Origin of the sequence: Fulvivirga sp., from assembly GCF_040218215.1 — a bacterium.
Lineage (GTDB): Bacteria > Bacteroidota > Bacteroidia > Cytophagales > Cyclobacteriaceae > Fulvivirga.
In genome coordinates this window covers 213837-234237 of record NZ_JAVJQL010000014.1, presented here as the reverse complement: position 1 = coordinate 234237, position 20401 = coordinate 213837, and the positions used below count along the sequence as shown (strand labels likewise).

Sequence of the window (20401 nt, the reverse complement as noted above, 5' to 3'; positions counted from 1 at the left end):
ACCACTCGTTGCTTATAACTTTTAAAATATGAACAGAATTAATAAATTATTTAACGAAAAATCATCGGGCATTCTCTCGGTCTATTATACTGCAGGGTTTCCAAAGATTGATGATACCCTTGCCATAACTCAGCACCTTCAAAGAGCGGGCGCAGATATGGTGGAGATTGGTATTCCATTTTCAGATCCTGTTGCTGATGGACCGACCATTCAGGAGAGTAATCAAAAGGCTTTGAACAATGGGATGACTTTAAAACTGCTTTTTGAGCAGCTAAAAGGTCTGCGGAAATCAGTTGATATTCCAGTAATTCTGATGGGTTATATCAATCCAGTGATCCAGTTTGGACTTGAGGAGTTTTGCAAAGCCTGTCAGGAAGTAGGTGTTGATGGTTTGATTTTGCCTGACCTTCCCGTTTTGGAGTATCAGGAACATTACCAGTCCACCTTTCAGCAATATGGACTTAAAAATGTGTTTTTAATCTCTCCGCAGACCTCGGAAGAGAGGATAAGACATATCGATAGCATCTCTGACAGTTTTATTTATATGGTTTCTTCAGCAGGAACGACTGGCGCAAAGGATAAGTTTTCAGAGGAAAACATGGCCTATTTCACAAGAATCAAGGATATGGAATTGAATAATCCTACACTCACCGGTTTTGGGATTTCAAATCACACAACTTTTGATCAGGCAACACGAACTTCAAGTGGAGCTATTGTAGGAAGTGCCTTTATCAAAACAATTGCCAAAAGCTCAGATTTGAAAGGCGATATAAGAGAATTTGTTAAAAATATTAAAGGAATCAATTAAATGTTAATGGCCATGAGCCAATAGTTTCGAGCTGCTAGTGCAGTAAAGCTCGCAGCTCGTAACTCAAAACACGAAACTCGTTAAAAGATGCTAATACAACTAAAAGACAATATAACCAGCGATGATAAAAATCAGATCATAGATAAAATTGCTGGGCTCAAATACAAATCCACAGAAGTAAAAACTCAAAAAGGCAATTACTTGGTGGGTATAGGCAAAAAGGATTTCGATATCCGGGACATTGGCCATATGCCTGGCATAGCTGATATCCACATTGTTTCTGATGATTATAAACTCGTGTCAAGAAAGTGGAAAGTAAAGCCAACTGTGATCGACCTTGGTGATGGCGTGACCATTGAAGAAGGCGGTATGGCTCTGATGGCAGGCCCGTGTTCCATAGAGAGTGAGGAGCAGATAGAAAAGACCATTGCTCATCTTGTTGAAAATAATATCAGGATCATGCGCGGTGGTGTTTATAAACCAAGGAGTTCGCCTTACTCATTTAGAGGTTTGGGGATTGATGGCTTGAAGATGTGGTATAAGGCAACTCGTGAAGCTGGCATCAAAATCATCACAGAGGTGATGCAGGTTTCACAAATCGAGGAAATGTATGATTATGTAGATGTATATCAGGTAGGCGCCAGAAATACGCAAAACTTCAATTTGCTTGATGAGTTGGGCAAAGTAGATAGACCTGTATTAATTAAAAGAGGGATATCTGGTACTATTGAAGAACTATTATCTTCAGCAGAATATGTATTTTCAGCAGGTAATGAAAACTTGATGCTGTGCGAACGTGGCATTAGAACTTACGAGCGTGCCAGCAGAAATACCATGGACATTAATGCTATTGCTATTTTGAAAGAGAAGTCCCACTTGCCTGTTATTGCAGACCCTTCGCACGGTATAGGTATCAGGGATTTTGTTGAGCCTGTTGCTTTAGCCTGTATTATGGCTGGAGCCGATGGAGTGATTTACGAAACACATGAGAAACCTGAGGAGGCCTATTCTGACGGTCAGCAAACACTAAATTTTGACGAGTCATCTAAGCTGATTGGTAAGATGAGGAAGGTATTTGAATTGAGAGAAGAAATGTGAAACTTCTTTTGTAAAGTATGGCTTATGAAGTTAATTTCGCCCACTTAAACTGAACCATATGAAAATATTTAGGATATCTTTAATAGTTTTATTATTTACTAACGCCTGTTCAGAAAGTGAAGAAAGTGTGAGTCCTTTAGTTCCTCCAAAAATTGACAAGATACTGTATAATGGACAATTGATGGCTGACTTTACTTACGAAGGTAATAGACTATTGAAGATAGAAAATTATAATTCCACAGATGGCACTATCTATGAAACAAGAGAATTAGTATATGATGGAGATTTAATTGTAGGTCTTAACGAGTACTATCCTCTGGATCGAATATATTATCATGTTTTTTCATATAACGAGAAAGGACAGTTTACAGAATCCTACGAAACAAGAAATTTTCAGGACTATACATCTACGTCTGAATTTTTATATGATAATGAAGGAAACCTAATAGAATCGTGGAAACTAGTGGCTGGCTTTAGAAATGAATGGTTAAAATACAATTATGAGGGTGATAAATTGGTAAGTATTTTTAATAATAATTCAGAAACCACTTTTGAGCTTGAAGTGGATAATAAATTAAACCCCTTTTTCCAATTCCCCAGACCTGTCTATGACAATTTAATATCATCTTTTTCTATATATCCAATTAGGAATAATGTGATTTCAACTACGTTTAATGATTTCGAAATTACATACAATGAAGATGGTTACCCTTTGACAGTATATGTAGATTTCGAAGAACTTTTAGTTGAATTTATTTACGAAGATTAATTTTTAAATTTTCACTTTCTTTTTCTTCGTTAACCAATTCATTAATTCTTAGTAAGGTTGGTGTCTCACGGGCCTCGGGATTGAGTTGATTAATGTTAAATTAAGCATTTAAGCCCAACAACTTATCCGCCCCAATCCACTTAAAAATCTTTCCTGATATTTTTGTTTCTATACGTTCTAGCACACCTTTTTTACCAAAGTTGTTAAGCCAAATCTCCAAGTGATCGTGCCTGGCACTGAGTAGATGATGTTGGCTGTGGTAATGGATGTTGCCGTTGTCATCTAACAATGCTTTCTGGCCTCCCTCAGGCAGTGAATTGACAAACTTTTTTTTTCGGAACCCAGGCCGGTAATAGGTAAATAGTTTGAATACATGGTCGCGACTTACCAGTACCTGATCACAGCTTTCGCAAATAGAAAACTCTAGTTTCTGGAAGGTTAATCTGTTAGATTTAATATCAGCTTCGCAATTAATACATTGAAATGAAATTACCTTGTTAATTTCTTTGAATTCATCATGGTGAAACCTCTTTTTAAAAGGTGAGAGGCTTAAGGTCATATTGAAAAAGGCAATGAAGAATATCACTGAAATTAGCCAAAAGCCATATATCAATAGATTTGAATTGGTCTCAAAAATAAAACCATCATAGAGACCATGTGCCACTGAAGCCACAATAAAAGAAACTAATAAACCTCTCCAGTTGCTGCTTGATTTTTTATGAATGTAATAAGCAATACCCATATAGCCGGAAAAGGACATGTGACCTAAAACACAAATAACCGATCGAAGTGCCAGTAGTGTGTAGGGGTAATTGCTGCTAAAGGAATAGAAGATATTTTCTATGGTCGAAAAACCCAGTGCGACTGCAGACATGTACACTAGGCCGTCTGCGGGTTCATTAAAATCTTTTTCGAAGAATTTGTAACAGGCCGCAAGAGCCAGTAGCTTACTGATCTCTTCTATGGGTCCAATTTTTAAAATAGAATCAATAAAAGTGTGCTCAGCGGGAATGTAGTTATAGATGGTTAAACTAAAAACCACAGAAAGTGTACCGCCCACTAAAAAGGCGATCAGTAACCTCCCAAAGGGTTCTTTTTCAAATTGGTCCTTCTTTCTAATCCATAATAAGTAAAGGAAACCAACAATAAAGGCTAATAAGACTATGATCATAATAAAATTCTAAAGAGCCAATATAAGAGAAAATCTATTTACTTTTCTTTATTAAGTTCAGAGCCATGTTTAGTATTTCATTAATAGTCTCTAAAGGCAAATCCTCATTTGGATTTACCCGGAAAACCTTCATCCTTGCCCTACTGCCAGCTTCAAGATCAGGATGGTCGAGTAGCTTGCCTTCTACGAGTAAAATGTATGGTTCGGTGGTTTTCTTATCTGTCCACAGGTAGGTGAACATCTTTTTCTTATAACAAAAGCAGGGCATACCATACTTTTTTGTCTCTGTCACATGTTCATCTTGCCGCAAGATGACACTTCTCAGAGCCAGTAAACAGCTTTTGTTGGGCTCTGGCTGGTTGAGGTAGAAGTGATCTAAATCGCTTTCCAAAACCTTACTTGGTTTGGGTCATGTTGTCTGCCACCACAATAGTATAATTAGCAATCGTTGCTTTTTCTTCTTCTGTCATTTCATCCCATTCTGACCGCATGACCGTAGTGATGGATTTGATATTAAGTCCCGGCTGAATTTTATTGATCCACCAAATGATGCCCTGATTGTAGTTGGAGTGATAAGAACCTTCAAAATGGAAAAGGAAATCACCTTTATTAAAGTTCTTTAAAGAGAAATGCGCCATGGTGGCATCTTTAGCGGCCTGAGCGGTTTGGATGTTTAGCATGTTTGGAGGCACATGCCCACCCATCATGTCTGCCATTTCAGCATAAGCTTTTACGGTAGGGTCAAAGTGCTTCTCTAAATCGGGACCAATCATTGCTAATGCTTCAGGGCTCAATTCTTTTAAAACCTCAATGCCTTTTTTATTGATCATGGCGGCATATCTTCTGGGAATGTTAGTGGCAATAAAGCGCAGTCCCTTTTCCTTGGCAAACTCAACCAAAGGCTTATAATCGGTCTTGTAGTTGCTCCATAGCTGAGTGATCTCTGGCAGCATTTTATCTTCGGTATAAAAACCCTTTAGGTACTCATCAAGCACCAGCTGATTGCCATTCTCAAACATCTCAGCTCCAAAGAATAGCTTTTCACCTTTGATTTCATAGAAGCTTTTGCTCATTTCCAGTTGTAACCAGTGGGAGATGGGATTGTTATGGTATTCACCAAAAAACACCATATCGCTATTGGCCAGATCACTGATCATTTTATCGTAATCAGCGGCTTTGCCTGAGTTATCGAAAAGTTGATAGGCAGGTTTGGTTTGGGCTTTAGCAGTGCACATAATACCCAACAATATGATGAAGGTTAGTTTAAAGGTTTTCATGTTTTAGTGTGTTTTCAATCAGACCTTAAACTAATAAATTTTGACTGAAAACATTCTGTTTGTTTATCTGCAATAACAAAACCTCTGCCCTGGTTTATTTCCTTGCCCTTGTTTTGTGTCCCAGATCCATTAAAAGTAGGAAGAGTATTGCACAATATTCTTCCTACTTTTCTACTGAGACTAATAACTGTTAATTCATAAACTTTTTAGTTTGGACAGAGCAAAGCATTTGAACCATAATAGTTAGCGGAGTATTGAGCGGAAAGTATTAACATTTGAGAGTGGTAACCATTGACTTGTCCTTTGAAATATTCCTTTTGAGATGGGACAGCATTACAGTGAGACGTCTTTACATTAGCTAAATAATCTTGCCAAAAATTGATAAAAATTTGCTCACTAGTTGTCAGTACATAACACTCCTCATAAACAATCGGTGATCCCGGCCCTGAAGATGAGCTTAGACATCTACTTTTTCTGAAATGCATATTCATTGTTTCTTGAGCGTCCCCCTGACCTAAACTAAAGCCTTGCTGGTAACTTTGTGCGCTTAATACATGAGTTGACATTGATAGGATCAATACCAAGAAAACAGTTTGTAATTTTTTCATTAATAAAAATTTTAAGATTGTGAATAAAATTAAACAATTTTCCAATGCAAAATGCATCAGGAAATCAATATTTAGTGTCTAAAAAACTCTAAATATTATAATACAATTATATGCAATCTAAAATAATTATAAAATATATTATTTTATAATTATTAATCTTATTTAATTACAAAATCAAATAGACTTTTTACTTCTTTGATTATATGCCCACTGCTCACAATATCCAACAATATGATGCAGGTTTAAGGGATTTCATGTTTTAGTGTGTTTTCAATCAGTCCTTAAACTAATAAATTTTGGCTGAAAACATGCTTTTTGTCTATCTGCAATAGAAAAACCTCTACCCTTGTTTTGTGTCCCCGCAAAACGATCTGATAATTTTTGTAAGGTTCTTGAGACATGAGCCAGGGCTTTGAATAATTAAAAAGCAACCTTTATTTACTATTGTCGTATTAATATGACATATTGTAAAATATACTTTACATATTGTAAAATATTTAAACCATGAAGAATCTAGATCAAATTGAAAAATTCCTTTTGCCATATGCTTATAGAAAGCGTGGGTTTGTGTTAATGGGTGCCGGACTTCCTTTAGTTTTTTTGGTAATGTCATTACTTGTTATCAATTATGATAATGATGAAGTAATGAATTATTGGCGTGAATGGAGTGGCTACGTCTTGCATATCCCCATATCGTTAGGTCTTTTTTGGATTTTGTTTGCCTCTGAACGAGAAGAGGACGAAATGTTTTTATCATTAAGACTCAAGGCTACCTTTCATGGCATCAGGTTCATTTTCTCAGCAGTACTATTTTTGCCTATAATTTCTATGATTAGTGCTTTTGGCTTTGGCAATGAGCTTAAGACTATAAATGTTGGTGGTAATTTGGCAATAGTCTCCTTACTGCTTTTGTATGCGAATATCTCTTATTGGTATCTTAAAAGGAAACTTTTTAAAGATGAAAAATAGTCTAAAAGTGGAGCGCGCGAGGCATGACATGACACAAGACCGATTGGCTGAATTAATAGGCGTATCTCGTCAAACTATAAACTCTATGGAGAAGAATAAGTATGTTCCATCCACTGTTCTTGCATTGCGATTGTCAGAGGTCTTTAAATTGCCTGTAAATGAATTATTTCAGTTGACAGATGACGACAAAGTGCGTTAAAATAGCACTCACTTTTAGTTTGTGTTCTCACAAAACAATCTGATAATTTTTATTAAGGCTCGTGAGACACGAGCCTTGGCTTTAGAAAGCGAATTTTATAATGACTAAAATACAAAAGTTTACAACTCCTCCCACCAATGCTCCTTCTGCTCCATATCACCAGTCATCAGTTGACCAAGCTTAGGAAGCATATAGGTTAGCTTCTTACTTTCTGCCTCTTTTACAAATCGATTGGGTGGATCAGTCCATTTGTGAGGGGACAATGTAAAACCTGCCCAGTGAACAGGCATACAGTTTTTGGCTCTGCCATCAAAGGCCGCTTGTACCGTTTCTTCAGGGTACATGTGGATCTGGTGCCATTCTTCATTATACTGACCGCATTCCATAAAGGCGAAGTCAAAAGGGCCTAGCTTTTTGCCGATCTCCTTAAAGTGCTGGCCATAGCCACTGTCACCGCTAAACCAGAGGCTTTCCTTTGCAGTGTTAAATACCCAACCACCCCACATAGATTTTGCCCTGTCTGTAAGTCCGCGGCCAGAGAAATGGCGTGTTGGGGTATAGGTGATAGAAATATCCTCATGCGCTTCATTATCCCACCAGTCAAATTCTGTGATCAAATCTGCATCAACACCCCAGTTTACCAAATGCCTTTTCACACCCATGCCCACAAAATACTTGCTGGTTTTTGTCTTTAGCTTCTGGATGCTGTCATAGTCCAGGTGGTCATAATGGTCATGCGTCAGCATCAGTAAATCTATTTCAGGAAACTGGTCAATCAGGTCCAGTGTGTTATCAGAATAACGCTTGGTTGTTATTGGCCCGATAGGGGAGCTGTCAGGCCCCAACATGGGGTCTATCAAGATGGTTTGGTTATTCATACGCATCAGTATTACCGAATGGCCATACCAAATAAATTTCATTTTGTCTGATGGTGCCAGAAAAGCTGCTTTGTCAAATGGAATAATCGGTAGCGGCCTTTTGGGTTCGCGCTCCTTGCGGCCTTTTATCTGCTTGCAGATTAGTCCTGGTATCTTGTACAGACTGATGGCAAGCTTGGTCTCCTCCAGGTTTTTAAACTGGCCATCTTTCCAGTTGGGAGATTGTTGATACAGCGCAAGGTGTTCTTTCTTAACCTTGCCGCCAAATTGCTTTGAGCTCATTTGATTTTCCGTTTGATGATACTAACCTCATCACATAACATTGGTTTTTGGTATCTGGACTAATATAGCCAGTTTTATTCATTATGGACATGCATCCCTAATTGGCGATGCATTTTCAGGGAGTTGTCTGCCTGTCTTTTTAAATAGATTTGGCCTGTGCCTTCTGTTGTGCCAGAAAAACCAGGTACTGTCCATTTGACAAAGAATTGTGAATATTGAATGATGCCATCATCAGCAGGAATGAAGTCAAAGGTTTCTATTTCTATCGAATCTATTTTTACAGGAGGAGCGTGGTAAGCTGTGAAGTGTTCTGTAAGCACTTCAATGCCGGCCTTTTTGGTGTCAGCAAAGGGATAATAAATGGCATCATTGGTATAGGAGGTGAGTAGCTTTTCTGTGTCACGGTCACGAACACAGTTTTCGTTAAGTGCATGATAAGCCTCCAGCTCAAGCGAGGTCTTTCTTGGCGTCAGCATTTTTTCTGGAAGATAAACCCTTAAAGCCGCTGGTGAATCGATAGGGTGATAGTAGCCAAAAGATTCGGATTTTAGATGTAAAGTGCCAGCATCTGACATTTGCCAAACATTAAAATACTTGCCTTCCTGCTGTTGAGCATTGTTAAAGCTCTTTTTAAAATCTCCTATCTCCAATATGTTTTCTCCAAAATCGAATAGCTCGGTGGTCTCTTTTTGATAATCAGTAACCTCTTGCCGCTTAAACATTTCAGTATAGTATTTTTCAATATCCTGTTTGCCAGCAATAAGTGGATTATACTCTGCTAGCAGGATTGCATTATTGAGATAAAGATTATCCACCTGAGCAAAGTCCCTGGCTTTTGCTGCCGCTATAAGTTGGTTGTTTAGAGAGGCAATTGTCGCTCTTAGGTCAATGACCTCTGTTGATTGATTGTTTGGTTGCTCTTTACAGGCCAATACAGTAGCAAGCAGCAATGGGAGGATTGTTCTGATCATGGTTGAAGTTACGATACCGTAAACAGTCCTGTTACTGCTAGAGACAGAAGTATTGAATTCTTAGATGGAGAACTGGTGAAATGGAATGGGTGGCTACGGGTGAACTAAACTTTTGTGGCTTGATCAGGAGCATCCGAATTGGCCAATGCAAAATCCTGTAGGTTTTCAGTTTTGCTCTTCGTTGAGCCTTTTAGCCACTTTTTGCGATTAGTTTAAAATAGCGTACATGTCAATACTAATGTATTTTTCATTCTTTATTTCACAGTCCTTCATTGTGCCTTCGTATCTGAAGCCTAGTTTTTCCAAAGTATGTTTGCTGCTCTGGTTTTCCGTTTCTACAAAGCCTTCAATGCGGTGCAGTTCAAGTTGATCAAAACCGTGGTCACATATCAAAGGTATCGCCTCCGTCATAATTCCTCGCCTCCAATAATCGGGGAGTAACCAAAACCCAATTTCTGCTTTTTTATGAGGCACTGATATATCGTTGAGCCCTCCGGCACCATAAAATTGTGTGTTGTCAAGCGAGCATATGGCCCACCAGCATTGACTTGATTTCTCAAACCACTCCATTTGCTCTTTTGTGGCTTCCAGGCTATCAAAGCATACGCCATAATACTTTATTACTTCCGGATTGGAAAGCCCATTGTAAATATTGCCAATATCTGATTTGACTATTGGTCTTAATAATAGTCTATCCGTTTTTATGGCTGAGATTTCTATTTTAGCGTTTCCCATTCTTTCTCTGATGCCAAGGCTTTCTGCTTTTCCATGATCATTAGCCATTGACCATTTTTCTTGATTGACAGTGCCTCAAAGTGAACGTACGCTATTTGAGTATCACCATTTGCATCAGTTGACGAAAATTTAAATATTCCAATCTCATTTGCGGCTGAAGTGCTAATGATGCGCTCACTGAACCTAAATTCTGCACCAGCCTTCATTTTCCCGGATTTAACATCAATAAAATTTTGTTTCCAGTTGATTAAAGCCTCTGAGATAAGAATTGCCCTGGAATTTTCCGGATTAGTTGAAGATACAAGGACTGCATCTTCATGAAAAAGGGCACTATACCCTTCAAAATCTCCGGTGTTCACTGTTTGGCTAATCTTATCCCACAATTTATCAAGCGCAATGGTGTCATCGCTTTGTGAATAAGAGATGAATGAACAACTAAGAAAAACCAGGGTTAGGGCAATTTTCATCGAAATAGAATTTTATGTTGATTTTAATTTACTGAATAAAAATGATTTTAAACTTTATTCAACGATGAGCTAATATTTTACTGTTTTGTCCAGTTGTCGATTTTAATTTTCTTTAACCGATCAAAATGTTTTTCGTTGTTGGTCACTAATGTCATATCGTTAGCTATTGCAGTTGCGCCAATTAGTAAATCAAAATCATCTACGGGTTTGCCCTCCTTCTTCAGTCTGGCCTTTTCTTTGGCAAAAATGTCCAAAGCGTTAAAAATAGGGATTTGTTTAAATTGACTGGATAGTTTCTGAATTACTTTACGATTATTTTCAGGATAGTCACTCTTTTCAGCACCGTATTTGAGTTCCGCAACGGTTATTTCAGATATATAAAGACTGTCAAAACCAACTTCCTCAAATTTATCCTTGAGTCCGTATTTACCTTTTAAGAAATAGATGCAGATATTAGTATCTAGCAGAAATTTCATTAAATATCTTCGATTTGTCGGTTAGTATATCTGCTTGATTGGATTTCATTGATTATTTCTTCAGCACTTTGGTTTGATTTAAATGCTCCAAACAAATCTTTCCAGGAGTCGTCAGCTTGTTTTTTTTTCGTTGTTACAAGTGAAGCCTTAATTTTAGCAATAATGTCAAGTTTGACATCGTCACTAAGTGTTTTGATCATGTCAACAAAATTGTCGGCTATTTTTATATTCTCAGTTTTCATAGTACCAGCCATTTGCCCTAAGATAACGAAAATTCAGAAATTAAGATTCTTCATATGATTTGAAGCGGTATGGCAGAGCACAGCAGAGAAGATCGTTCTGATCATAGTTGAAGTTACGATACCATAAACAGTCCTGTTACTGCTTCAGATAGAAGTATTGAATTCTTAGATAGAGAACTAGAACTGGATGTATGTGGATGTGTTGGGGTATAACGCTTAGCTAAAATGAGTATGCGCCACAGTTGCTAGATTTGATTGAGTTTCGAGTTCGCAGATAGTTTTTTAAGCTCAGTCCGTATATTCATTTTTAGCGTTTGTTAACTGCTTTTATTTTATCCAAATCCCTAAATCTACTGTTATTCCAGTCTTCCTTCTCAAATTAGCTTGAGCAATTGCAATTCCAACACTTGTTAATGTAATGCTTTTTAACGAAGAGTTGTCCCACACATCAAAGAGTGTATTCATGAACTTGCCTTGATCGATTATTATATCTTTCAATTCTTTACCGTTCATTTGATGACTATTCAAAAAAGGCTTCAAGGTGATAATATCAAAATCTGTCAACTTCAATTGTTTCGCTTTTTGATCTAATGTGTCATCATCAATTGCATTTAGTTGATACTTAGTTTTATCCTGCAAACAAGGAACCAATAGAGGCTTAAATTTTTCAAAGTTTCCTTCTTGCATGTCAAATTCTTCTTCTGTAAACCCTTTGCAAAATATTCCTTTGTAAGTCTGTGAAAGAATATTTTCAATGTTACTTGATCCTATACTTACTGATACACATCCAGTAAATTCAAGATGTTGATATAATGAGTTTTCTTTTGATAAGGAAGAAGTAAATGGTTTCAAATGGGAGATTAAATACTTCTTAAAGGTGTTCAGGTTATTCACGTTATGGTTTCGAGAATACTTTAGTATAAAAGCAACCGTCAGGGTATCAAGTTGACTATTTGTCAACTTCGGGACTATATTTAGGCTTTCATCTAGAACAATTTGTATTAAGTTCCTTTCAGTTTGTGAGGCTCGATCAACTAAAATGTCTACCAACATATCAGATAAATTTTTGTCACCAATTCGGGCATAATCCTTTTGAGCCAAGAAGATTGCATGCTGCATCCCAGGATCCTCCATTGTTTTTATAGCTTCTGGATTTCGACCTTTTACTTCTTTGAGAAAATCGTCAATTAGTTCTTCAGCCCTCTCCCTAGCAGTCGCTGCAGCCTTGGAGGATAGTTCAAGGTAATTAGACTTGAAAACGTCAGTCGCTATTTCTTTAGCATCTTTATAGCTTATGCCTTGGTTAATTACAATTGATTGTCCCTGTAGGTTTGTAGATTTCTCTCCACCTTCTTGTCTAGTTATCTTGTCCTTTATCATTGGTGCTTATGTTGATATCCCCGCCTGATTGATAATTGGAAGAGTTTTTACCTCCTTTTTGCTTGAAAACAGTGCTACTCCCTTTCCCCTTTTGATTAAATATTTGAGCTATAAGAGTTCCAATAAGTCCAATTGACGTGACAATAGGTTCCCATCCTTGTTCAACTTTTAACCAAAGCAGGGTTCCAATTATCCCAATTATGTTCATCACTATGAGAATTTTGGATACCATAATTCAATCTCGATTATTGCAGTTAACAACCAGATATCAACACTTTGCCGTTTGAAACGCTTGTAAATGTTTATACTAAGTTAACTAAAACCTAAAATAGCAATAATTCAGCATTTATTTGAATTAAGTAAATTCTGTTTGGCGGAGGCTGGCAGTTTTTATTGGGCTTTGTAATTTTGTCCTGATGGATCTCGGTAAATTCAAAACGGAGAGTACTGCTAAAGCCAAAGAGAATAAAAAGTATCTCCAGTCGCTAAAAAAGAAGGATGCCAGAAAGCTGGATAATGCCTTCCACACCCTGCATGAGGAAGTGTTTGAGGCAATAGATTGCCTCACCTGTGCCAACTGCTGTAAAACCACCAGCCCCATATTCAAGGACCGTGACATTGATCGCTTGGCGGCTCATTTAAAAATGAAGCCCGGTGATTTTATAGAGCAGTACCTGCATCTGGATGGTGAAAATGATTATGTGTTGAATGTTGCCCCTTGCCCGTTTTTAATGGATGACAATATCTGCTCGGTGTATGAGCATAGGCCCAGGGCTTGCAGGGAGTACCCGCACACTGATAGGAAGAAGATGGCTGGTATATTGAGCCTCACGTACAAAAATACGCTGGTGTGCCCCGCAGTGCTGGAGATTGTGGAGCGGATGAAGAAGGGGTTTTAGAGAATCTTATGTTCTAAAAGGATTTGTCATGCCAACTTTGGAGGCATCTAACTAAGTAATTTGAGGTCATTCAACTTAGTAAGATTCTTCGTTTCACTCAGAATGACTTTATCTTTAGCTTAGGCTCGCTGATCGTCAAAAACATACTCAAATCCATAAACATTAATTGAATTGCCTTCAAAGTCAAGATAATCAGCTCTTTTAAAGCCTATCTTGAGGTACATCTCCCACGCAACGGCCATGGCCTTAGTAGAATGGATAATGAGCTTCTCCTGACCGGTGGATTTCGCCAGTTCAATACAATACATGCTGAGCGCTTTGCCTACTCCTAATCCTCGTGCCTTGGGGTCAACAGCCAGGAATCTAAAACCAGCGGCATTTTTCACGGTGCTGGCCACACCTTTGGAGCCGTAAAACTGCATATCATCAAAGTAAACCACTACACCCAAAATGGTATTGTCATCATCCACAGCCGCAAACAGATGAATGGCCGGGTTAGTGGTCATCTGCCCAACATTGCGGAGTTGTTCATAATAAGTAGGGAGTTCTTCTTCTTTTGGGAAGTCTGGCAGTTGTGAATAAACAGTGCTCACCAGCCGACCTATTTCTTCAAACTCGGAAGGGTGCGCATCCCTGATTTTAAATTTAGCTGTCATTAAATACCTTCTTTAAGTTCCATGTAAATGTTTGATCGCTCATAAGGCGAGGGGGTAGGATTCACCGCTTCTATAAACCCAAGCTTTCTGTATAAACTTAAAGCCGGCACCAGCTTGCGGTTAGACTCCAGGTAGATTTTTTCGGCCCCTCTTTCTTTTCCAATTTCAATAATTCTCTGCCCCAGCTTCTTACCAATCTGGTAGCCTTGGGCTTTCTCTGTCACGGCCATTTTTGTGAGTTCATAAGTCTTGCCCTCCTTAAGTTTGAGTGCGCAGGTGCCTACAACTTCACCGTCAAGAATGGCAAAAATTATAACGCCACCAGGTTTAATAATGTAGTCAGTCGGGTTGCCTAAAACTTGTTCATCAATAGGCTCAACCGTAAAATATTTCTCCAGCCATTCTACATTTAATGACTTAAAATAGTGGGCAAGATCTGGTAGAAAATTGACGATATCCACGGTCTTATTTTGGCGCTGTTTTGTTGTTTCCATTACTCTTTGATAGAAGGGTTTTTCTTTAAAGGTATTTTCCAATTGTATAATATTCGTGAAGAGGTTATTGTTGGTTTCGCGGAACATATTTTCCATGGCACCTTCAATATCTTTCCATAGCGGCTCAAGTTTTGTCAGCACTTCTTTACCTCTTTCTGACAGTCCGATGGCCCGTTTTCGGGCATCGTTTTTATTGACAACATTCACTACCAATCCTTTTTTTTCAAGTGCTTTTACCAGCTGTATAGCATAGGGGTGGGAGATGTCCAGCATTGAAGATATTTCCATAATTCCCAGTGGCGCTGAGGTAGATAGTAACCTGAAAATGGGAAACCATTTTGGGTCAAAGTCGATACCCGATTGAGCATAGACTTTGGCACCATCGGCCATGATCTGATCACTCAATCTTCTTAACCTGCTGCCCAGTGCCAGCAGGCCTAATTCATCCATGTATTCCATATAGGTATCAAATTACGTAATTAATTACGTAAAAGTTGTGATGTTAATAGCACTTAATATTTATTCTACTGAAAATCAGTGGATTAATTTCTTATATAAAAGTAATACTTCAATGAAATTTGACAGCTTGATATTTTTAATAAATTAATTTATATATAATTAGGCTAAATCAAGATGGCTGAAATAAATGAGCATAATCATCAATAAACTGTTCTCTTATTGATATTTTAATATTATATTCATTAAACTCCTTATCATGGTTAGCTGAACTTTTGACAAAATTTAGGACCTATATAGCCGTTGCTTTTTTGCTCTATTTTTATTCAGCAACACCCGTTTATTCCCAGCTATTTCTTAACCCAAATAAGACGCCAGATCAGTACAATTATGAACATTGGTCGAGTGATGAAGGGCTTCCTGATAATGCGGTAATCAATCTGCTTCAATCAAGGGATGGTTACATTTGGTTTGCCTCCTATGGTGGGGTGACACGCTTCAATGGTGTTGAGTTTTATACCTACAGTTCGTACACACATGCTCAAATTGTAAACAACTCTTTCACCTTCATTTATGAAGATTTGGATGGTGCCATTTGGGCTGCCACCAGTGGTAATGGAATTGTTTCTATTAAGAATGAACAGGTAAATATTTACACCGTAGAAAATGGCTTGCCCAGCAATTTCGCGGAGAGTTTTGCTCAAGGAGCTGACAGCATTTTATATGTGGCAACCAGCGAAGGTTTGGTCTATAAAAGAGATTCTGTTTTTACCAATGACGGCTTACCAAGAGTCCTGAAAAACAAGTACCTTGTTAGCCTCACTGTCGATGCTAAAAATCACCTTTGGGTGCTTACCAATGAAGATGGTGTCTATGAGCTTTACCAAAATACAATACTTAATCACTTTACTGTTGAAAGTGGTCTGTTAAGTAACCAAAACAATTATGTAAAATTTCAAAAAGGCAAAATTTATATAGGTGGAACTGAAGGCTTGAATATTATTGATGATGGTCGTATTTCCACTATATCTCAAAAGGATGGCCTAAAAGGCAAGGTAGTTAACTCTTCACAGATGAGTGATAATGGATGGTTGTGGATTGGGAGCTATAATGGCTTTTGCCGAACGAGAAATGGCAAGGTAGAATACTTTTCAGATCAACACCCTATTTCCGGCAGGGACATAACTTCGCTTCTTGAAGACAGCGAAGGGAATATTTGGGCATCGACCTACAGGGGTGGCCTTTATAAATTCTGGGAAGGAAAATTCACCAATTATTGCGATTACTCTATTGGCCCAACTGAGCCTTATACCGTTCATTCAATTATTCAGAAAACCAGTGATGATTACATTTTAGTTTATGAGGAGGGGGTAAGCGAAGTAAATACCAAGACCAATAAGCTGAGAACTTTCGATGATCGAATAAAGGAAGTTTCGAGTAAACTAAAGACCGGAATATTAAGTAGCGATGGCACCTTGTACGTTGGCTCGCAACGAGGTTTAATCATATATAAGGGCGGCAAATATGAAGTAATCACAGCAGAGCAGGAACTCATCGATGACAATGTCCGGGTACTTTTTGAAGATTCTCAGGAAAGAATTTGGGCTGGAACGGTCAATGGTATCACCGTTTTTGACTTTAAGAATGGTACTCACTTTAACCTAACCGCTCAAGAAGGCCTGAGTCATGGGTATATCATGAGCATTAGTGAAGATGCAAAGGGCAACTTTTGGATAGGCACAAGAAGCGGCTTGAATTATTATGATCATGGTAAGTTTACCAAATACAATTATGAAGACGGCCTGGTAGGAGACTTTGTATTTAAGACCTACACAGATAAAGAGAACACGTTGTGGATTTTAGGAAATGCCGGAATTACCCGTTTTAAGAATGGTGAATTTAAGATTATAACCACCAAGAATGGCCTTAACAGTAATACTGTTTTTCAAATACTTGAAGATGATGACGGCTACTTTTGGTTTACAACCAATCAGAAGAATGTAAGTGTTTTTAAAGTGCTCAAGTCAGAGCTGGATGACTTTTGCGATGGTAAAATTGGGTCTGTAAACTCAATCGCTTATGATCGCAGTGATGGTATAAAAGCTACCGCTGCCACTTCTTCTGCTGCCAGTATCAGAGCAAATGATGGTAAACTGTGGTTTGCCACACAATTTGGTGTGGAAGTTATCGATCCTAATCAGATTAAAGTAAATGAGATAAGGCCTCCAGTTGTGGTTGAATTCTTTAAAGTCAATGATGAGCCCTATAATCTGGATAAAGACATAGTGGTGCCGGCAGGTAAGAATAGGATTGGCATTAGCTTCGCTAGTTTGAGCTATCGCTACCCCTCAAAAAATCAATATAAATATCAGTTGGTAGGGTATGATGACGACTGGATAATATCGAAAGGTGAGCGTGAAACCAGCTATACCAACCTGCCGCCAGGAGATTATGTGTTTAAGGTTATAGCTGCCAACAATGATAAGATCTGGAATGAGGAAGGTGCAATAGTGAGTTTTAGGATAAAACCCGCTTTCTATCAAACCACTTGGTTCATAGTCTTTTCTATTCTAACGGTTTTCGCAATTGTTGTGCTGATTTATAATCTCAGGGTATCTTCCTTAAAAAGAACCAGGGCAAGGCTTGAAAAGCTGGTGGCCGAGCGTACCATGGAAATATTGCAGAAGAAAGAGGAGATTGAGACTCAGAACGAGGAAATAGATGCGCAAAGGTTACAAATAGAAAAGCAGCATGATGAGCTTAAAAAGGTGAATACTAAACTTGAGGAAATTGTTGAGCAGCGTACCCATGAGCTTAAAGAAACCTATGACGAACTGTTGGATGTTAATAAGGAGCTTGATACTTTCATTTACCGGTCTGTGCATGATATAAGAGGGCCAATAGCAAGGTTACAAGGGCTGAGCCATCTCATTAAAATGCAGACCAATGACAGTAATGTATTGAATCTTGTGGGTCTGCTTAACGGAACGGCCGAGGAAATGAACGATATCTTCTACAGGCTAATTAACGTGGTAAGACTCAAAACCTCGGACCTGATTTATACAAATGTGAATATTGAAATTGCCATAAACAATGCACTTCATAAATTCAAAACTTCACCTCTTAAGGATTTATACAATGTGTCAGTAAAGATACCCGAAGGTCTGGGTGTTGTTAGCAGTCAGGACACTTTGGAGATTATTCTTTATCAGTTGTTTGACAATGCCATTAAATTCAGACACCCTGATAAAAAGGCAGACATTCTGGTGGAGGGATATAAAGAAGAAGATGGCACTTTGATTCTCAATGTGACTGATTGGGGCATTGGCATTAAAGAAGATCAGACACAGCGAATCTTTGATATGTTTTTTGTGGGCAATGACAATATCAGCAGTGCCGGGTTGGGATTGTACACAGTAAGAACCGCTACAAAAGTTTTAAAAAGCACTATTGAACTGACACAAAACGCTTTGAAAGGTGGTAAGACTACTTTTAAACTTACCCTTTTTAACCATTCTAAATACTGAGTCCATCATCAGGAAAAAGAGTATAATTCATCCTATTTAAGGACTTAGGAATTGCCCAAATATTGGTTATATTTAAAATCTACAAATTGGCTTTAGGTTATGAATAAATATGATCTCGTTGTTATAGGAGCTGGACCGTCAGGTTATGCAGCTGCCATGCGAGCACTTGATTTTAAGAAAAAGGTATTACTGGTAGAAAGAAATGTCGTAGGCGGAGCGGGGGTGACCAATGGGGCATTATCGTCTAAAACCTGGTGGGAGATTTCCCGAGAGACTCAATCTTTTAATAAGCGGTTAAAAAACTTTAACCTAAAGGCACCAGATGTAAACTTTAAGGAGATACAAGCTGAAGTCAACAGTGCGGTAGAGCAGCGAAAGACAATGCTCATGGAGCATATGAATCTTATTCAATCCTCACAATTTGCTGATTTGTTAGAATTTAAAATTGGCAGTGCTAAGCTAATCAATGAGCACGAGATTGAAATTGAAAGTAAAGATGGCACAACAACAGTATATGCCGATTATATAATTCTAGCCACTGGTAGCAGGCCAAGAAAACTCCCTGAAATACCTATTGATGAGAAGGTAATATTGACCAGCGAGGGTATTGAAAGGATGGACGACTTTCCTGAAAGCATGGTGATACTCGGTGCTGGTGTTATCGGTTGTGAATACGCTACTATATTTTCCGGCTTTGGTAAAACAAAAGTTCACCTGATTGATAAAGGGGATAGAATACTTCCATTTGAGGATGATGATGTAGTAAGTGTCATTGAGCGGAATATGGAAAGTAAAGGAGTGCTCATACATCGCAATTCGCAGCTTATAAAAATGGAAGTTGTAGATGGCAGAGTAAGGTATGAACTTGAATATGATGATGGCAGTAAAGAGGTTTTTAATGTAGAAAAGGCGCTTGTATCGGTAGGTAGAGTGCCAAACTATGAAAAGCTTTGGTCGGATGCAGTGCCAATAACATTGAACAAAAGGGGGATTGAGGATAATGAAACCCAAACCAGTGTTTCTAACATTTTTGCGGTAGGGGACATCACAGCGGATATTGCATTGGTTAATGTTGGGGAGTTGGAAGGACGCCATGCCGTAGAAAAGATATTTGGCAAACCTCAGCGCAAGCTGGTTTATGAGAATATTTCTACCATCATGTTTCTGCACCCCGAAGTTGCCGGGGTGGGGCTTAATGAGAACCAGGCAAAGGAAAAAAAATTAGCTTACAGAGTGGTAACTCTTGATTATTCATGCATACCCAGGGCTATAGCAAAGCGTAACACGCAAGGGTTTATTAAGCTGCTGGTGACCAATGATGATGATATGAAGATTCTTGGTATGCGTGTGGTTGGTAATCACGCCTCCAGTGCAATACAAGCGGTGGCATTATTAATAAGTATGGACAAAGGCATTGAAGAATTAGCAGAATGTGTTCATCCTCATCCTTCCATTACAGAAGGTATTCAGGAATGTGTGAGAATGCTGATGGGTAAATCCATGTTTAAGCCAAGTGCGCTTACAGGTCAGCTGTCATGCAGAACCTGTTGTGAAGGGGTTTATGAAAACATAATTTTCTAACGAATACTATCTATTTCTTCCCTGCTGATTTTCAAGTCATTCTCTACTTTTAAGAGCGTAGGCCTGTTAGTATAAAACTGGATTAATATGATCAGTACAAGTAGCAGTATGGTATTGTTACCAGTAATAAATGCACTGACAGCGGCCAATAACCCTGCTGCTTCAAAGGGCGCCATTCTTATAATTAGTGCCGTCATCAAAGCAGAAAGTTTCTGATCAAGCGTTTTCTCCTCAGTCTTCTGAAGGGCTTTTGTATATAATGGCCTTGCCATAAGAATTGCAATAAGCATAAGCCCAAAAGGAAGATAAAGCCAGATGTCAGGCTCCTGACTGGCAATATTTCCTGAGGTGAAGTTGGTGTAATAGACAAATCCAGAAAAAACAATCATGGGCACCAGCATGGCCATGTATACCAGTTGAATTACTTTAAATTTTTGTTTGGCTGAGGAGTTTTCCAT

The 20401-nt window shown here is 38.4% G+C and carries 23 protein-coding genes; 8 read left to right on the top strand and 15 right to left on the bottom strand.

Annotated features, from left to right (window positions below; all coding sequences use genetic code 11):
- Nucleotides 1–28 precede the first annotated feature (28 nt).
- The 3 genes from trpA (at nucleotide 29) to RIB54_RS09745 (ending at nucleotide 2675) form a co-directional block, all read left to right on the top strand.
- A complete protein-coding gene (gene trpA / locus RIB54_RS09755; protein ID WP_350100745.1) occupies nucleotides 29–808 on the top strand; it encodes a tryptophan synthase subunit alpha in 780 nt (259 codons plus the stop codon).
- 87 nt (nucleotides 809–895) lie between these two features.
- A complete protein-coding gene (gene aroF / locus RIB54_RS09750; protein WP_350100744.1) occupies nucleotides 896–1906 on the top strand; it encodes a 3-deoxy-7-phosphoheptulonate synthase in 1011 nt (336 codons plus the stop codon).
- Nucleotides 1907–1964: 58 nt separating this feature from the next.
- A complete protein-coding gene (locus RIB54_RS09745) occupies nucleotides 1965–2675 on the top strand; it encodes a hypothetical protein (protein ID WP_350100743.1) in 711 nt (236 codons plus the stop codon).
- A gap of 100 nt (nucleotides 2676–2775) precedes the next feature.
- On the opposite strand, the gene RIB54_RS09740 is transcribed toward RIB54_RS09745, so the two are convergent.
- From RIB54_RS09740 to RIB54_RS09725, 4 genes are all read right to left on the bottom strand, one after another.
- A complete protein-coding gene (locus RIB54_RS09740) occupies nucleotides 2776–3846 on the bottom strand; it encodes a PrsW family intramembrane metalloprotease (protein ID WP_350100741.1) in 1071 nt (356 codons plus the stop codon).
- Nucleotides 3847–3880: 34 nt separating this feature from the next.
- Nucleotides 3881–4237, bottom strand: a complete 357-nt coding sequence (locus RIB54_RS09735; protein WP_350100740.1) for a DUF1801 domain-containing protein — start codon at nucleotides 4235–4237, stop codon at nucleotides 3881–3883.
- Between the two features lie 4 nt (nucleotides 4238–4241).
- Nucleotides 4242–5123, bottom strand: a complete 882-nt coding sequence (locus tag RIB54_RS09730) for a ChaN family lipoprotein (RefSeq protein WP_350100739.1) — start codon at nucleotides 5121–5123, stop codon at nucleotides 4242–4244.
- A 206-nt stretch (nucleotides 5124–5329) separates the two neighbouring features.
- Nucleotides 5330–5731: a hypothetical protein gene (locus RIB54_RS09725; RefSeq protein WP_350100738.1), complete on the bottom strand. Its 402-nt coding sequence runs from the start codon at nucleotides 5729–5731 to the stop codon at nucleotides 5330–5332.
- A gap of 504 nt (nucleotides 5732–6235) precedes the next feature.
- Between RIB54_RS09725 and RIB54_RS09720 the strand changes: the two genes are divergently transcribed.
- Together RIB54_RS09720 and RIB54_RS09715 are read left to right on the top strand one after the other, a co-directional pair.
- On the top strand, nucleotides 6236–6700 hold the full coding sequence (locus RIB54_RS09720; protein ID WP_350100737.1) for a hypothetical protein: 465 nt from the start codon (nucleotides 6236–6238) through the stop codon (nucleotides 6698–6700).
- Complete coding sequence (locus RIB54_RS09715) at nucleotides 6690–6899, top strand: helix-turn-helix transcriptional regulator (RefSeq protein WP_350100736.1); 210 nt, start codon at nucleotides 6690–6692, stop codon at nucleotides 6897–6899. The genes RIB54_RS09720 and RIB54_RS09715 overlap by 11 nt, the downstream gene beginning before the upstream one ends.
- 119 nt (nucleotides 6900–7018) lie before the next feature.
- Here the strand turns inward: RIB54_RS09715 and RIB54_RS09710 are convergent, their stop codons facing one another.
- The 8 genes from RIB54_RS09710 to RIB54_RS09675 form a co-directional block, all read right to left on the bottom strand.
- Entirely contained in the window at nucleotides 7019–8059 is a 1041-nt protein-coding gene (locus RIB54_RS09710; protein ID WP_350100735.1) for an MBL fold metallo-hydrolase, read from the bottom strand.
- A 74-nt stretch (nucleotides 8060–8133) separates the two neighbouring features.
- On the bottom strand, nucleotides 8134–9030 hold the full coding sequence (locus RIB54_RS09705; protein WP_350100734.1) for a YybH family protein: 897 nt from the start codon (nucleotides 9028–9030) through the stop codon (nucleotides 8134–8136).
- Nucleotides 9031–9237: 207 nt separating this feature from the next.
- Nucleotides 9238–9813: a GNAT family N-acetyltransferase gene (locus tag RIB54_RS09700; RefSeq protein WP_350100732.1), complete on the bottom strand. Its 576-nt coding sequence runs from the start codon at nucleotides 9811–9813 to the stop codon at nucleotides 9238–9240.
- Complete coding sequence (locus RIB54_RS09695; RefSeq protein ID WP_350100731.1) at nucleotides 9747–10232, bottom strand: Cif family virulence factor; 486 nt, start codon at nucleotides 10230–10232, stop codon at nucleotides 9747–9749. The genes RIB54_RS09700 and RIB54_RS09695 overlap by 67 nt, the downstream gene beginning before the upstream one ends.
- A gap of 77 nt (nucleotides 10233–10309) precedes the next feature.
- A complete protein-coding gene (locus RIB54_RS09690; protein ID WP_350063184.1) occupies nucleotides 10310–10708 on the bottom strand; it encodes a type II toxin-antitoxin system VapC family toxin in 399 nt (132 codons plus the stop codon).
- Nucleotides 10708–10950 carry a hypothetical protein gene (locus RIB54_RS09685; RefSeq protein ID WP_350100730.1) on the bottom strand — a complete coding sequence of 81 codons (243 nt, stop codon included), beginning with the start codon at nucleotides 10948–10950 and terminating at the stop codon, nucleotides 10708–10710. Before RIB54_RS09685 ends, RIB54_RS09690 begins: the two co-directional genes overlap by 1 nt.
- A gap of 327 nt (nucleotides 10951–11277) precedes the next feature.
- Nucleotides 11278–12330, bottom strand: a complete 1053-nt coding sequence (locus tag RIB54_RS09680) for an LPO_1073/Vpar_1526 family protein (RefSeq protein WP_350100729.1) — start codon at nucleotides 12328–12330, stop codon at nucleotides 11278–11280.
- Nucleotides 12308–12538, bottom strand: a complete 231-nt coding sequence (locus RIB54_RS09675; RefSeq protein WP_350100728.1) for a hypothetical protein — start codon at nucleotides 12536–12538, stop codon at nucleotides 12308–12310. The genes RIB54_RS09680 and RIB54_RS09675 overlap by 23 nt, the downstream gene beginning before the upstream one ends.
- A gap of 208 nt (nucleotides 12539–12746) precedes the next feature.
- Here RIB54_RS09675 and RIB54_RS09670 point away from each other — a divergent pair, with 208 nt between their 5' ends.
- Entirely contained in the window at nucleotides 12747–13229 is a 483-nt protein-coding gene (locus RIB54_RS09670; RefSeq protein ID WP_350100727.1) for a YkgJ family cysteine cluster protein, read from the top strand.
- Between the two features lie 119 nt (nucleotides 13230–13348).
- On the opposite strand, the gene RIB54_RS09665 is transcribed toward RIB54_RS09670, so the two are convergent.
- The gene (locus RIB54_RS09665) at nucleotides 13349–13885 is read right to left on the bottom strand and encodes a GNAT family N-acetyltransferase (protein WP_350100726.1); all 537 of its coding nucleotides are present in this window, start codon (nucleotides 13883–13885) and stop codon (nucleotides 13349–13351) included.
- Nucleotides 13885–14838 carry a bifunctional helix-turn-helix transcriptional regulator/GNAT family N-acetyltransferase gene (locus tag RIB54_RS09660; RefSeq protein WP_350100725.1) on the bottom strand — a complete coding sequence of 318 codons (954 nt, stop codon included), beginning with the start codon at nucleotides 14836–14838 and terminating at the stop codon, nucleotides 13885–13887. The genes RIB54_RS09665 and RIB54_RS09660 overlap by 1 nt, the downstream gene beginning before the upstream one ends.
- A gap of 272 nt (nucleotides 14839–15110) precedes the next feature.
- Between RIB54_RS09660 and RIB54_RS09655 the strand changes: the two genes are divergently transcribed.
- Together RIB54_RS09655 and RIB54_RS09650 are read left to right on the top strand one after the other, a co-directional pair.
- Nucleotides 15111–18362, top strand: coding sequence for a ligand-binding sensor domain-containing protein (locus tag RIB54_RS09655; protein ID WP_350100723.1), 3252 nt, complete (start codon nucleotides 15111–15113; stop codon nucleotides 18360–18362).
- 99 nt (nucleotides 18363–18461) lie between these two features.
- Complete coding sequence (locus RIB54_RS09650) at nucleotides 18462–19943, top strand: dihydrolipoyl dehydrogenase family protein (protein ID WP_350063194.1); 1482 nt, start codon at nucleotides 18462–18464, stop codon at nucleotides 19941–19943.
- Here the strand turns inward: RIB54_RS09650 and RIB54_RS09645 are convergent.
- Nucleotides 19940–20401: a hypothetical protein gene (locus RIB54_RS09645; protein ID WP_350100721.1), complete on the bottom strand. Its 462-nt coding sequence runs from the start codon at nucleotides 20399–20401 to the stop codon at nucleotides 19940–19942. The genes RIB54_RS09650 and RIB54_RS09645 overlap by 4 nt on opposite strands.

Excerpts from the sequence above, each read along its gene's own strand:
- trpA (WP_350100745.1), top strand. The coding sequence starts at position 29 with ATGAACAGAATTAATAAATTATTTAACGAAAAATCATCGGGCATTCTC.
- RIB54_RS09745 (WP_350100743.1), top strand. The coding sequence starts at position 1,965 with ATGAAAATATTTAGGATATCTTTAATAGTTTTATTATTTACTAACGCC.
- RIB54_RS09680 (WP_350100729.1), bottom strand. The coding sequence starts at position 12,330 with ATGATAAAGGACAAGATAACTAGACAAGAAGGTGGAGAGAAATCTACA.
- RIB54_RS09720 (WP_350100737.1), top strand. The coding sequence starts at position 6,236 with ATGAAGAATCTAGATCAAATTGAAAAATTCCTTTTGCCATATGCTTAT.
- aroF (WP_350100744.1), top strand. The coding sequence starts at position 896 with ATGCTAATACAACTAAAAGACAATATAACCAGCGATGATAAAAATCAG.
- RIB54_RS09650 (WP_350063194.1), top strand. The coding sequence starts at position 18,462 with ATGAATAAATATGATCTCGTTGTTATAGGAGCTGGACCGTCAGGTTAT.
- RIB54_RS09665 (WP_350100726.1), bottom strand. The coding sequence starts at position 13,885 with ATGACAGCTAAATTTAAAATCAGGGATGCGCACCCTTCCGAGTTTGAA.
- RIB54_RS09740 (WP_350100741.1), bottom strand. The coding sequence starts at position 3,846 with ATGATCATAGTCTTATTAGCCTTTATTGTTGGTTTCCTTTACTTATTA.
- RIB54_RS09675 (WP_350100728.1), bottom strand. The coding sequence starts at position 12,538 with ATGAACATAATTGGGATAATTGGAACCCTGCTTTGGTTAAAAGTTGAA.
- RIB54_RS09645 (WP_350100721.1), bottom strand. The coding sequence starts at position 20,401 with ATGGAAAACTCCTCAGCCAAACAAAAATTTAAAGTAATTCAACTGGTA.
- RIB54_RS09690 (WP_350063184.1), bottom strand. The coding sequence starts at position 10,708 with ATGAAATTTCTGCTAGATACTAATATCTGCATCTATTTCTTAAAAGGT.
- RIB54_RS09670 (WP_350100727.1), top strand. The coding sequence starts at position 12,747 with ATGGATCTCGGTAAATTCAAAACGGAGAGTACTGCTAAAGCCAAAGAG.
- RIB54_RS09685 (WP_350100730.1), bottom strand. The coding sequence starts at position 10,950 with ATGAAAACTGAGAATATAAAAATAGCCGACAATTTTGTTGACATGATC.
- RIB54_RS09705 (WP_350100734.1), bottom strand. The coding sequence starts at position 9,030 with ATGATCAGAACAATCCTCCCATTGCTGCTTGCTACTGTATTGGCCTGT.
- RIB54_RS09715 (WP_350100736.1), top strand. The coding sequence starts at position 6,690 with ATGAAAAATAGTCTAAAAGTGGAGCGCGCGAGGCATGACATGACACAA.
- RIB54_RS09725 (WP_350100738.1), bottom strand. The coding sequence starts at position 5,731 with ATGAAAAAATTACAAACTGTTTTCTTGGTATTGATCCTATCAATGTCA.
- RIB54_RS09730 (WP_350100739.1), bottom strand. The coding sequence starts at position 5,123 with ATGAAAACCTTTAAACTAACCTTCATCATATTGTTGGGTATTATGTGC.
- RIB54_RS09660 (WP_350100725.1), bottom strand. The coding sequence starts at position 14,838 with ATGGAATACATGGATGAATTAGGCCTGCTGGCACTGGGCAGCAGGTTA.
- RIB54_RS09700 (WP_350100732.1), bottom strand. The coding sequence starts at position 9,813 with ATGGCTAATGATCATGGAAAAGCAGAAAGCCTTGGCATCAGAGAAAGA.
- RIB54_RS09710 (WP_350100735.1), bottom strand. The coding sequence starts at position 8,059 with ATGAGCTCAAAGCAATTTGGCGGCAAGGTTAAGAAAGAACACCTTGCG.
- RIB54_RS09695 (WP_350100731.1), bottom strand. The coding sequence starts at position 10,232 with ATGAAAATTGCCCTAACCCTGGTTTTTCTTAGTTGTTCATTCATCTCT.